Annotated in this window: 13 protein-coding genes; 2 read left to right on the forward strand and 11 right to left on the reverse strand. The window is 54.0% G+C overall.

The annotated features are described in order from the left end of the window. Position 1 precedes the first annotated feature (1 nt). The 8 genes from Q3O59_RS14835 to Q3O59_RS14870 all read right to left on the reverse strand — a co-directional run bounded on the left by Q3O59_RS14835 (position 2) and on the right by Q3O59_RS14870 (position 5948). On the reverse strand, positions 2 to 496 hold the full coding sequence (locus Q3O59_RS14835) for a hypothetical protein (protein ID WP_305946332.1): 495 nt from the start codon (positions 494 to 496) through the stop codon (positions 2 to 4). Continuing rightward, complete coding sequence (gene tatC / locus Q3O59_RS14840; protein WP_228592341.1) at positions 486 to 1253, reverse strand: twin-arginine translocase subunit TatC; 768 nt, start codon at positions 1251 to 1253, stop codon at positions 486 to 488. The genes Q3O59_RS14835 and tatC overlap by 11 nt, the downstream gene beginning before the upstream one ends. Continuing rightward, entirely contained in the window at positions 1231 to 1563 is a 333-nt protein-coding gene (gene tatB / locus Q3O59_RS14845) for a Sec-independent protein translocase protein TatB (RefSeq protein ID WP_228592343.1), read from the reverse strand. Before tatB ends, tatC begins: the two co-directional genes overlap by 23 nt. Then, positions 1564 to 1824: a twin-arginine translocase TatA/TatE family subunit gene (gene tatA / locus Q3O59_RS14850; RefSeq protein ID WP_228592345.1), complete on the reverse strand. Its 261-nt coding sequence runs from the start codon at positions 1822 to 1824 to the stop codon at positions 1564 to 1566. A 33-nt stretch (positions 1825 to 1857) separates the two neighbouring features. Then, positions 1858 to 3486: a ubiquinone biosynthesis regulatory protein kinase UbiB gene (ubiB, locus tag Q3O59_RS14855; protein ID WP_305946333.1), complete on the reverse strand. Its 1629-nt coding sequence runs from the start codon at positions 3484 to 3486 to the stop codon at positions 1858 to 1860. A gap of 3 nt (positions 3487 to 3489) precedes the next feature. Continuing rightward, a complete protein-coding gene (locus Q3O59_RS14860; RefSeq protein WP_305946334.1) occupies positions 3490 to 4095 on the reverse strand; it encodes a ubiquinone biosynthesis accessory factor UbiJ in 606 nt (201 codons plus the stop codon). Beyond that, positions 4095 to 4850, reverse strand: coding sequence for a bifunctional demethylmenaquinone methyltransferase/2-methoxy-6-polyprenyl-1,4-benzoquinol methylase UbiE (ubiE, locus tag Q3O59_RS14865; protein ID WP_305946335.1), 756 nt, complete (start codon positions 4848 to 4850; stop codon positions 4095 to 4097). Before ubiE ends, Q3O59_RS14860 begins: the two co-directional genes overlap by 1 nt. Positions 4851 to 4934: 84 nt before the next feature. Next, positions 4935 to 5948 carry a GGDEF domain-containing protein gene (locus Q3O59_RS14870; RefSeq protein ID WP_305946336.1) on the reverse strand — a complete coding sequence of 338 codons (1014 nt, stop codon included), beginning with the start codon at positions 5946 to 5948 and terminating at the stop codon, positions 4935 to 4937. 308 nt (positions 5949 to 6256) lie between these two features. On the opposite strand from Q3O59_RS14870, the gene Q3O59_RS14875 reads away from it, so the two are divergent. Continuing rightward, complete coding sequence (locus Q3O59_RS14875) at positions 6257 to 7996, forward strand: DUF885 domain-containing protein (protein WP_305946337.1); 1740 nt, start codon at positions 6257 to 6259, stop codon at positions 7994 to 7996. A gap of 88 nt (positions 7997 to 8084) precedes the next feature. Here the strand turns inward: Q3O59_RS14875 and Q3O59_RS14880 are convergent, their stop codons facing one another. Continuing rightward, on the reverse strand, positions 8085 to 8324 hold the full coding sequence (locus tag Q3O59_RS14880) for a hypothetical protein (RefSeq protein ID WP_228590912.1): 240 nt from the start codon (positions 8322 to 8324) through the stop codon (positions 8085 to 8087). 36 nt (positions 8325 to 8360) lie between these two features. Continuing rightward, positions 8361 to 8837, reverse strand: a complete 477-nt coding sequence (locus tag Q3O59_RS14885; protein ID WP_305946339.1) for an EVE domain-containing protein — start codon at positions 8835 to 8837, stop codon at positions 8361 to 8363. A 77-nt stretch (positions 8838 to 8914) separates the two neighbouring features. On the opposite strand from Q3O59_RS14885, the gene tesB reads away from it, so the two are divergent. After that, positions 8915 to 9790 carry an acyl-CoA thioesterase II gene (gene tesB, locus Q3O59_RS14890; protein WP_305946340.1) on the forward strand — a complete coding sequence of 292 codons (876 nt, stop codon included), beginning with the start codon at positions 8915 to 8917 and terminating at the stop codon, positions 9788 to 9790. Positions 9791 to 9792: 2 nt separating this feature from the next. Here the strand turns inward: tesB and plsB are convergent, their stop codons facing one another. Then, positions 9793 to 12243 (reverse strand): glycerol-3-phosphate 1-O-acyltransferase PlsB, encoded by a 2451-nt coding sequence (gene plsB, locus Q3O59_RS14895; RefSeq protein WP_305946341.1) that lies wholly within the window; start codon positions 12241 to 12243, stop codon positions 9793 to 9795. Positions 12244 to 12404 lie beyond the last annotated feature (161 nt).

Here is a 12404-nt window from a genome sequence, read left to right on the forward strand (position 1 = left end):
TTTATTCGACCCGACGTACCCGGGTGGTCCGGTTGTTGCGATCGTTGCCCATTAAAAAAGAACCCAGCGCAGCACGGCGGACATAGTGCTCTTGTCCAGGTTCAACCGGATAAAACTCGGCACTATTCTGTTGCCAGATCTGACCGTTGTCGAAATGAATAATTAACTGATCGCGCGCACTTTTTTCTACTTGAATCACTGTGGCATGGATTCGATCAAGCTGCTCCTGCTGCCGTGGTGCCGGGGCGCCAAAATCGGCTTCTGAGCGGCGGTCACTGGCCTGAGGAGCGCGGCGTTCGGCAGCTCGTTGCTGGCCTCTTGCTTGTGGTGTCAGCGAGCTGGCCAATTGATCGTAGCAGTCCAGACGCTCGGTGGCACTTTGCTGCTGCTGACATTGCAGCAAGGCTTGACGCAGGGGGGCTTCAGCTGCCAGGGCTGGAAGGCTGCAAAGCATGGCCAGACTGCTGACAACACAACAAAATCGCTTAGCGTTCATCGTTGATCTCCTGCTCAGGCTCTGTGCTGTCCTCAGCTTTCGGTTGGTAAAAGCGCCCCAACAACAAGCCACATTCGAATAAGACCCACATCGGAATGGCCAGCAGGGTTTGGGAAATCACATCGGGAGGAGTCAGTAGCATGCCGGCGATAAAGGCGCCGACCACGATGTAGGGGCGTTTAGCAGCCAGTGCCTGAGGTGTGGTGGTGCCGGACCAGATCAGCAGCAGGATGACTACCGGAATTTCAAAGGCGATGCCGAACGCAAAAAACAACTTCAACACAAAGTTCAGGTAGCTGCTGATATCGGTGGCGATGGTGATGCTTTCCGGAGCGTAGCTGGTAAAAAAAGCAAATACAATGGGGAAGACCACGTAGTACGCAAAGGCAATGCCGGCATAAAACAACAGGGTACTGGAGATGACCAAGGGGGCAACCAGCCGGCGCTCCCGCTGATACAGTGCTGGGGCGATAAACTGCCAGAGCTGAAACAAGATGTACGGAATGGCCAGGGCAATCGCCACCATAAAAGTCAGTTTAAAGGGTGCAAAGAAGGGCGAGGCAACGTCGGTGGCAATCATGCTGCTGCCTTCAGGCATGGTGGCTATCAGCGGCATCGCCAGCAATTCGTACAGGTCTGCTGCAAAGTAGGCCAGGCTGGCAAATACCAGCAGCACGGCAATAATGCAGCGTAGCAGTCGGTTACGCAGCTCAACCAAATGTCCCAGCAGGCTGTCAGGTTCGGCTTGAATCGTCATTGCTTGGTGTCGCATCCTGTGGTGGTTTGCTGCTGCCTTTGTTGACATCCTCGGCGGCTTTTTTCAGCTCGGCCACCGCGGCTTTTTCATCCTCGGTCAGGTTCAGGAAGTCTTTTTGCTCGGCTTGCTTGAGCTTTTGATGCAATTCGTGCACGCGCAAATTGTCGCTCAACTCGGCCTGCATCTGGTGGCCAAATTGCTTGACCGAGTTGATGGTGCGGCTGACAGAGCGAATGGCACCGGGTAAGCGCTCTGGCCCCAGCACCAGCAAGCCAACCACCGCAATGACCAACAGCTCCCAGAAGCCCATTTAGTGTTTTTCCCGCTCTTTTGCGTTGTCAGCACTGCTGCTGTGTTGCTCGCGCTCAGCTGGTTTTTTCAATTGCTCTGGCGTTTCTGACTCATCGGACTCTTTGCTTGTGGTTTCGTCATCTTTTACTGAGTTACGAAACCCTTTGATAGCAGAACCCAGATCCGAGCCCAGACCGCGTAACTTTTTGGTGCCGAACAACAGCACAATGATGGCAAGTACAATCAACAATTGCCAGATACTAATTCCACCAAATCCCATCTTGCTATCCTTTTAACACAGCCTATTGTCAGGTTACGACCATACTGCTTTCACAGCAAAAAATAAAGCACCAGTTGCAGTCAGTGCGGTTGCCAGCAAGCTGCCTGCGCCAAGCAGAACGCAACTGGCGATCAGCAAGGAGCCGGCTGCTATGGTGGCGAGTAAGCGACTGTGCTGCTGTTGGCGTTGCTGCAATTGCTGCGCCAATAAGGTGCTCATCAACTGTTGTTGTTTGGGGAGTTGGTCCAGTGCCCGATGCAGCAAACTGGGCATTTGTGGCAACTTTTCTGCCCAAAAAGGCGCGTTTTCTTTCAGTTGGCGCCACAGGGCAGGCAAACCGATTTGTTGCTGCAGCCAGTTTTCTAAAAAGGGCTTGGCCGTTTTCCATAAGTCCAGTTGCGGATAGAGCTGGCGACCCAAGCCTTCAATGTACAGCAGGGTTTTTTGCAGCAATACCAGCTGCGGTTGCACCTGCATGTTAAAGCGTCGTGCGGTGCTGAACAGATTGAGCAGCACATGGCCAAAGGAGATTTCAGCCAATGGCTTTTGAAAAATCGGCTCGCAAACTGTGCGGATGGCGCTTTCGAATTCTTCCACATTGGTATTGGCGGGCACCCAGCCTGAGTCCAGGTGCAACTGAGCCACTTTGCGGTAATCCCGATTGAAGAAAGCGACAAAATTCTCCGCTAAATAGCGCTTGTCTTCACTGTTTAAGGTGCCAACGATGCCGCAATCAATGCCAATGTACTTCGGGTTGTGGGGGTGCTCACGCGAGACGAAGATGTTGCCCGGATGCATGTCGGCATGAAAAAAACTGTCCCGGAACACCTGGGTAAAAAACACTTCCACACCACGTTTGGCCAACAGCTCCATATCGGTGCCCTGGGCTTTTAAAGCGGCAATGTCCGACACCGGGATGCCATAAATGCGTTCCATCACCATCACATTGCTGCGGCAGTCATCGCTGTAGACATAGGGAATGTACAGCGAGTCGGAGTCCATAAAGTTTCGCCGCAACTGAATGGCGTTGGCGGCTTCTCGTTGCAGATCCAGCTCATCCAGGATGGTCTTGCGGTACTCTGCCACCACTTCCCGGGGCCGTAAGCGCTTGCCATCGGGCAAAAAGCGGGTTGCGGCTTCGGCAGCGGCTTCCATTAAGGACAAATCGGCCAGGATTTGCTTGCGGATCCCCGGCCGGATGACTTTAACCACCACATCGGCATCGGGCCCATCGGCTTGCTTCATGGTGGCGGCATGCACCTGCGCAATGGATGCCGAGGCCAGTGGCTGCAGCGAAAACTGGCTGAACTTGTCGCTGATGCTGGTTAACCCCAGGGCCTTTTCAATCAGCACCTGCGCCTGATCGCCAGGGAAAGGTTCAACCTTGTCTTGCAGCTTCGCCAGCTCATCGGCCCAGTCGGCCGGCAACAAGTCACGTCGGGTCGAGAGCATTTGTCCCAGCTTGACCCAAACCGGCCCCAGGCTTTGCAATGCCAGTCGCAATCGCACGCCTTCCGGCGCCTCAGGGCATTGGTTGCGCAGCCAAAAGGCGCTGTTGCGCAGCAGACGCAGATACCAGGGCCGGTGCTTGAGCGGAACCAGCTCATCCAGTCCGTATTGCAGTAAAGTTTTTTGAATTTGATAAAACCGACCAATGCGCATCGGTTACTCCTGCCGTAATCTAAGTTGTTGCTGCAGCCGTTCCAGCCGGGCGTGCAACTGGCTGACCTCGGTGCAGAATTGCACCACTTCCAATGAGGTTGGGCTGAGCTGCAGCTCGTCTTGCAGCAGCTCGGTCGTCAACTGCTGCAAGGATTGCTGTTTGTGCTGAATCAGCATCGACAGCTGCGACAGCAACAGGCTGAGCTTGTGGGTCAGACCATCGCCCAGATAGCGGGCGACATGGCTTTGCCAGTCTGGGTTTAGTTGCTGAAAAAAATTACTAAATTGCTGCGCAATCTGGATATCGCCGTCAATCTGCACCGCATCGGTTTTAATCAGGTGTGTCAATTGATTGGGATCGCGCAGTTGCCGCAAACTGCTGAGGCTGGCCCGAATGGCACAGTCTACCGCTTCCTGGTGCAGATTCAGCGCTATGCTGTCCTTGGTTGCTGTCAGCACCAGGCGCCAATCAAATTCCGTCAGCTGGAAGGCCAGTTGTCGGCCGTTCAGTCGCTGCAGCCGGCTTTGAGCTGCCGGGTCCAGTGCAATGATTTCGGTCAGAGCTGTTTCCGCCAGGCCCGTCAGCCAATGCGGTGCCAATTGCAGCATCAGAATTTATAACCCCGATGCAAGGCCACGATACCTCCGGTGAGATTGTGGTAGCTGACTTCGGCAAAGCCGGCTTGTTCCATCATCTGTTGCAAGGTCTGTTGATCTGGATGCATTCGGATGGACTCGGCCAGGTATTGGTAACTGTCGGCATCGCCAGCCACCAGCTGCCCCATTTTGGGCAGCAGGTTGAATGAATAAAAATCGTAGGCTTTGTTGAGCAATTCAGACTGGGGTTTGGAAAACTCCAGGACCAGCAAGCGCCCGCCCGGCTTCAGCACCCGGAACATCGAGGCCAGCGCCGCATCTTTGTTGGTGACGTTGCGCAGGCCAAAGGCAATGGTAATGATGTCAAAGCTGTTGTCGGCAAAGGGCAGGGCTTCGGCATTGGCCTGAACATACTCAATGTTGTCAACCAAGCCTTGATCGCGCAGCTTATCCCGTCCCACGGCCAGCATGGAGGCATTGATATCGGCCAGCACCACTTTGCCGCTTGGACCTACCCGTTTGGAAAACAGCGCCGTCAAATCGCCGGTGCCGCCAGCCAGGTCCAGTACCTTCTGGCCGGGACGCACCGCACTGCAATCCAGGGTAAAGCGCTTCCAGAGCCGGTGAATGCCAAAGGACATCAAGTCGTTCATCACATCGTACTTGGCTGCTACCGAATGAAAGACATTGGCTACCAGGGACACTTTGTCGTCTTCAGCCACAGTTTTGTAACCAAAGTGGGTGGTTTTGGAATTGCTATCGGACATGTCAAAGCCTTGCAGAGAAATTCAGCCGCTAGTGTAAAAGATCTGACGGCAAGACGCCAACGGAACCGTTGCAGCCGCTGCGCTTTACAGCATGGCTTCGGTGGCTACCTGATTGCGGCCCCGGTGTTTGGCAATCTGCAAAATTTGTGTGGTTCTGGCCAGAAACTGCTGCCAGTTTTCCTGGGCCTGATACAAAGAGACGCCCAGTGAAATGGTGACCTTTGGCAGGGTTTTTTTGCTGCGGGACGAGACAAAGCGTAACTTCTCGACCCCTTTACGGACTTGTTCGGCAATCTCACCGGCGGTACGCAAATCCACATCCGGCAGTAAGATCAAGAACTCTTCACCGCCAGCCCGCACAGGCAGGCCGCTGTCTTGAACGTAGCTGCGGACTTTGCGGGCAACTTTGCTTAGAATAACATCACCGATGGTGTTGCCATAATCCTGGTTGAACTGGCGAAAATGATCCAGGTCCACCGCAATGGCGGCAATCTGGCGTTCCGGCTGCTCGGTAAACCACAATTCCAGGTGCTCTTGCATGGCCAGTCGGTTGTAAAGGCCGGTGAGCGGGTCCAGCAGACGCAACTGCTTCATCTCTTTCAGCTCGGTGCGCAGTTGATGGCTTTGTTGGTTGGCGAGATCCAACTGTTGGTGCAATTGCTGGTGGCTATTGCGTACTTTTTCTGTTGCTTCAATGAGCTGCATCAGGTTTAGCTTGAGTGCCGGATCGCTGCTGCTGAGCTCAGGCAAATGATGATCGAGCAGCTCAAGGTAGTCGCTGGTGGCTTCATGCGCCAGATCGGTGCACCCGGACAAACGAGTGACCATGGTACCAACCCGCTGCACCAGCTGTTCATTTTGTTGCTGAGATTTCTCGATCCAATGGCTGTAAAGTTCAGCCATAATAAAGTCGTCGAAAGGCAGCCGGGCTTCAACCCGTTGCTCAATGGCCTGACACAGACCGGCATTTTGACCACTGCTGTATTCGTAACTGACGGTATAATTGACCGGGTGAGGCGCTAAGTTGTGCCTTAACAGGAAAGCGGCTGCCTGAGACGACTTCTCTCTGGCCAGCGCTACCGGGTCATTATACATCATGACAATGGAAACTCCGTTTGAATTTCAGGTTTACTGTGCTGTGCTCTTCACCGCAGGGACATCACAGCTACAGGTCGCGACTTGTTGTTTTATTGAGCAAAACCAAGCTGTCGCTTGTAATGTTCCCTAACATAACGACTTCCCGACCAATAGCCAAGTGTTTTTTAACATTTGTCCTGTACCAATTTTGAAAAATACTGAAAGCATACAAAATGCGTTTAATGGGCCTTCGAAAGCGTTGGCATGGACTGGCTTTTGTCACCAAGCTAAGTAGAATTCATTTACAAACAAGAAACAGTGAGGTTCTCATGCGTTTTTTCACCCTAGTCGCAGCCACGGCCTTTGTTGTGGGTTGCGCCAGCCAGCCGTCGGTTCCAGTTCACAGCGATCAGACTTTCAGTACCTTTGCTGCAGAGTTGTGGCAAGCTGAGCAAGAGCGGAGCCGGCCGGCGCCAGGGCAGCTGCCGGACATGTCGCCCGAGCACTTAAGCAAAATAGCCGCTGAACGGCAGCAGTGGCTGCAGCGACTGGATGCCATGGATTTGACGCTGTTATCGGAGCAAAACCAGATCAATCACGCTATTTTACGTTATCGTTTGGCCAACCAGTACGATCAGTACCGTTTTGGGGCGCACCAAATGCCGTTACTGTCCGAGTCGGGTTTTCATACCAGCCTGGCTTTTATGGCGCAGCGTGGTGGCTTTCGGCAACTGGAGGATTTTGAGAACTATTTAAGCCAATTGGCCCAGATGCCACGCTACTTCGAGCAGCAGATAGACTGGATGCGGCAAGGCATGGCTTCGGGCATGACACAGCCTCAGGCGGTGTTAACCGGTTTTGAAGAGAGCATTCAGGCCTACATTACTGAGCAAGCCGAGCAGAATGTTTTCTTCACGCCGTTTCGTCGCAAGCCGGATACTGTGACCGATGCGCAGTGGCAGCAACTGACCGAGCGCGCTAAGCGACTGATCAATGATGCGGTCAACCCAAGCTATCAGGCCTTTTACGACTTCTTTGTTGGCGAGTACTACCCCAATGCCCGTCAAAGCATTGGCGCCAGTGAGCTGCCCAATGGTCGCGATTATTACCAAAACCGGCTGGAGCACTACACCACCTTGCAAATGACGCCTGCCGAAATCCACCAGATTGGTTTGGATGAAGTCGCCCGCATCCGGGCTGAAATGCAGCAGGTGATCGATGACTTGGGCTTTGAAGGCAGTTTCAGCGATTTTGTTGATTACTTGCGCACCGACCCGAAGTTTTACGCTGAAACGCCGCAGCAACTGATGCACTACGCGGCCTACCTGTCGAAAAAAGCCGATGCCGCGCTGCCGCGCTTCTTTTTACGTGAAACCTTGCCTCGCACCCCGTATGGCGTGGCACCGGTACCGGATGAAATTGCCCCCAAATACACCACAGGCCGTTATTTAAGTGCCAATACCGACCGCGATGCCGGCTATTACTGGGTCAATACTTATGCGTTGAATCGTCGGCCTTTGTATGAAATGGAGGCGCTCACTTTGCATGAGGCAGTGCCAGGCCACCATCTGCAAATTGCGCTGTCGCAAGAGATGGAACAACTGCCGGATTACCGCCGCAGTTTTTACACCTCTGCCTTTGGTGAGGGTTGGGGCTTGTATGCTGAGTACTTAGGGCTGGAAATGGGCTTTTACCAAATTCCTTACAACAACTTTGGCCGTCTGTCATTTGAAATGTGGCGTGCGGTGCGGCTGGTGGTCGATACCGGCCTGCATGCCAAGGGCTGGAGCCGGCAAGAGGCCATCGACTTCCTGGCCAGCAATAGCGCTTTATCGATGCACAATGTAGTGACGGAAGTCGATCGCTACATCAGCTGGCCCGGCCAGGCCTTGTCTTACAAACTGGGAGAGCTGACCATTCGTCGTTTGCGCCAGGAAGCCGAAGCAGCCTTGGGCAGCGATTTTGATCTGCGCGAGTTCCACCATCAGGTGCTGAAAAATGGCAGTGTGCCGTTGCAAGTGCTGGAGCAACAGATTCAGCAGTACATTGCCGAGCAGCAACGTCGTTAACGGTGTTTTGCGGTCAGGGTGAAAGCTTTGGCCGCAATGCAAAGTGTCCTGAAACAAAAAACAGCAGCCTGAGCTGCTGTTTTTTTGCTTAGTGCCGGATGGTAATCTTCGGCTCGGTATCAATTTCGCCGTCCTGGTCGATGGCGGCGACTCTGGGGCCTGCCAGTAAAATGGCCAGGTTGCCAGTGGTGGAGTGGCGAACAAAGGCCAACTCGTACCCATAACGCTGTAATTCAGCGACCGAGAATTTTTGTGCCAGATTCAGTTCATCCCAGATTTGTTGCATTTCCTTGTTCGACTGGCGTCTTTCCACAAGAGCTGCTTGCATCATAAAACACCTTTTACCTTCGTTTGTCGAAAAGATTCAGTCCTGAGGGGACAATGCTTTCAGGCTGAGAATAGCGTGCCACTCATCGTCTGTCACTGGCATTACCGATAAGCGGTTGCCTTTTCTGACCAATGGCATATTAGCCAGTTTAGTGTATTTTTTAAGCATGTCCAGCATTAATAGCTGGTCAAACTTCTGCTCAAACTGCACATCTACGGCTACCCAGCGCGGATTATCCGCAGTTGACTTGGCATCAAAGTAGGGACTGGTCGCATCGAACTGACTTGGATCCGGGTATGCAGTGCGGCTAACACGAGCAATGCCGGCAATGCCGGGTGGTTTGCAGCTGGAATGGTAAATCAACACCTGATCACCCAACTGCACCTGGTCCCGCAGAAAATTTCGTGCCTGATAGTTGCGCACTCCATCCCATAGGAAACTCCGGCTGGGCTCGGCTTTCAGATCATCGATGCTCAGTTCATCCGGTTCGGTTTTAAAGAGCCAATAGGCCATGGGGTCACTGCTTTTGTTGGTTACTTGGGTATATACTAGCGACATCGTTGCAGTTGATAAAGCAAAAGCAGGGGCCTATGAGTCAGGTATTGGATAAGTTGTTGTCGTTGTTAAAGCTGGAAACCATCGAGCTTGGTCTGTACCGCGGGCAAAGTCAGGACCTGGGGTTTAAAGCCGTGTTCGGTGGCCAGGTGATGGGGCAGGCGTTATCGGCGGCCAAAGCAACCATCGATGAAGATCGCAAGGTGCACTCCTTTCACTCGTATTTTTTACGGCCGGGCGATGCCAGCAAACCCATTGTCTACGAAGTGGAAAACATTCGCGATGGCAAAAGTTTTAGCACGCGCCGGGTGCGGGCCATTCAGTTTGGCAAAGCCATTTTTTACATGACGGCTTCGTTTCAGCGCGAAGAGGAGGGCTTTGAGCACCAGGATGCAATGCCAGAGGTGCCGGGGCCGGATGAACTGGTGTCGGATCTGGACTTTTACCAGCAGCATGCCGACAAAATCCCCGAGGCACTGCGCAGCAAGTTTATCTGTGAAAAGCCGATAGAGATGCGGCCGGTCGATTTTCAAAACCCCTTCGAGCCGAAAAAAAGTGCGCCCAAGCGTTATGTCTGGTTTAAAGCCAATGGTACCATGCCAGATGATCTGCGGGTGCACAAATACCTGCTGGCCTATGCCTCGGACTTCAACTTTTTGCCAACGGCTTTGCAGCCGCATGGCCGCTCCTTTATGGCGCCTAACATGCAGGTGGCCACCATCGATCATGCGATGTGGTTTCATCAGGATTTTCGTTTTGACGACTGGCTGCTCTATGCCGTTGACAGCCCATGTGCATCCGGAGGCCGGGGCCTGGTGCGCGGCCAGTTTTTTGACCGCGCCGGACGTCTGGTGGCCTCCACCATGCAGGAAGGGGTGATCCGGCAGTATCCGCTGAAGCCTGCATCTTGAGGTCACTTGGGTATAGTGGCTGCACAGCTCTGAACCAGCCGCTGGATGCTTTGCAGTACGTCCGAGTGCAGCATGGCATTGACGATGCTGGTCAGATTGTCCAGCTGGTAGGTAGCCTGCAAGCTGCCATCCTCGGTTAGCCGCAGCAACTGTTGCTGACGCAGTGCCTTCAACAAGGTAGCAAACAGCTGTTTATCCAGATACTCCGGTGCGGTAATGCCATGCAGCGTCAGCAAGCGTCCGGCCAGCGCCTGACTCTGCTGCTCCAGTGCTGCTCGCTGCCAGCTCCGGCCTTGTTGCAATAAATTCAATACGATGGCGTAGCGCTGCAGGGTATCGGTTGCCACGCCGGCCAACAGGCCGAGTTGCCGGTAGCCTGGCGCTTGTTGGGGCACTGGCTTGGGTGCCTTGGCTCCCCCTTCAATCAAACCGGCCTGCTGCATGAAATCCAGCAAACTTGTGGCCAGCGCATCCGGTTGGCTGTGCAGGTACAGTTCGGTTGCCAGCAAGGGGTAGAGCTGTTTGATGGTATCGCTTAGCAAGGACGAACTCAGATCGCGCTGACGCAACAAAGCCGATGCCAGGATGGCGGGCAACATAAACAGATGAATGATGTTGTTGCGGAAGTAGCTGAGCAGAATGGCCTGTTCGGCGGACAGCGCGATGATCTGGCCAAAATGATCGCTGCTTTGTTGTACTTTTTCCATCGCAATGGCGTGATTGACCAGCTCGGCTGCACTTTGCTCCGGCAAACTGATGCGGGCATGGTAGGGCAGCTGTTGCTGCAGCTTAAGATAAAGCGCCAGTTGCTGTTCCAGCTCCGAGCGGGCCATGGCTTTGTGTCGGGTTGCCAACAGCACCAAAGCCACCAGATTCACTGCATTTAACGCCGCCGACTGATTGATGTGCACCATCACCTCTGTGGCCAGTTCATCCACCACGCCACCCAGCCAGGCTGGTTTAGGGACTGTACTGTACTCACGCAGTCGCTTCCAGTCGGGCACCCGCTCGGATAAATAACTGTTCAGTGAAATCGGCTCGGCGAAATTGATGTAGCCATAACCGTAATTGCGCAGCTTGCGAATGGCTTTAAAGACACCGAAGACCGACTCTTTTTGTTTGGCTGAGCCTTTGAGTTCACTCAGGTAGGTGTTGACCTCCATCACATGCTCATACCCCAGGTACACCGGCACCAGGGTAATGGGGCGGTCACTGCCTTGCAGCAGGGTCTGGACCGTCATGGCCAGCATGCCGGTTTTTGGTGCCAGCAAACGACCGGTGCGGCTGCGACCTCCTTCCGGGTAAAACTTAACGGCATAGCCTTTATTAAACAGTTGGCCCAGGTACTCACGAAACACCGTCGAGTAGAGCTTGTCGCCACTGAAGCTGCGGCGAATAAAGAAAGCCCCGCCGCGGCGGAAAATCGGCCCGGCTGGCCAGAAGTTCAGGTTGACCCCGGCCGCGATGTGCGGTGGTACCAAGCCCTGGTGGTAAATCACATAGCTGAGCAAGAGGTAATCCATATGGCTGCGGTGGCAAGGCACATAAACAATTTCATGGCCTTTTTGCGCCAGCTCCTGCAACTGCTTGCCATGCTGAATCTTGAGGCCGTGGTAGAGTTTATGCCACAGCCAGCCCAGCACCCGATCACCGACCCGCAGGGTTGATTCCCGGTAATCGGCCGCTATTTCCAACAGCAGTTGCCGGGCCCGCTTGCGGGCTGCTTCGGTAGAGACTTGTTTGGCTTTGGCCTCGTCGGCGATGGCTTTTTTCACCGCTGGGCGCGCCAAAATGGCATGCTGCAGCTGGTTGCGGTTCATCAAGCGAGGCCCGGTCGCTGCCAGCCGCTGCCGGTAAAAATGAATGCGCGACATCCGCAGCAGTTTGCGTGCTACCACGGCATCGGCACCAAATTGAGCGGCCATCTGTTGTAATTGCACTGGCGGGCTGAAGCGGATCAGGGTATGACGGCCTGAGATCAGCACGATCAGCAGTTTAGCCAGCCAGTTGGGGGAGTGGGCTTCGCCCAGCAGCCACTTAATGCTGTTTTCTTTGCCGGGCGTGCGTCCCCATAAAATGGCGGCTGGAATTAACTGGGCATTGAGTTCAGGCTGCTGTTGGTGGGCTTGCAACAGCGCCAGTCCCTGCTGCAAGGCACGGGTTTTGCCGCGACCACCAATCAGCCGATGCGGTTTTTCCAAAAATAAAATGCGGTCGTGCCGCTCAGAGCCAAGCTGCACCGGCTGCATGGGATCCGGCAGTTGCAGTTGCTGGCACACCCGGCGCAGCACCGCTAAATCGCTGGCCGATTCGGTATGACAGATGTAGAACACCGGACGTTGGACATTCAGCTGCAGTTCCGCTATCGGCTCCGCCGGCAGTAATTTGCAACGAACCAAAGGGCGCAGTGGCCATTTCAACAAAGCAGCAAGCCATTGCAAGCGCAGCAGCATATCGAGTTTCCGTGATGGCAAAACCTATATTTTATACCCAAGTGACCTCAAGATGCGAGTTTCAGAGCCTTTGGGCGCTTTCCATCCTCAGGTTCGCGAAACGGTATATCCCTATAACCGCTTTCAATGCAAGGCACACTGGCGACGCAATGTCGACCACC

Source organism: Alkalimonas delamerensis, from assembly GCF_030717955.1.
GTDB lineage: Bacteria > Pseudomonadota > Gammaproteobacteria > Enterobacterales > Alteromonadaceae > Alkalimonas > Alkalimonas delamerensis.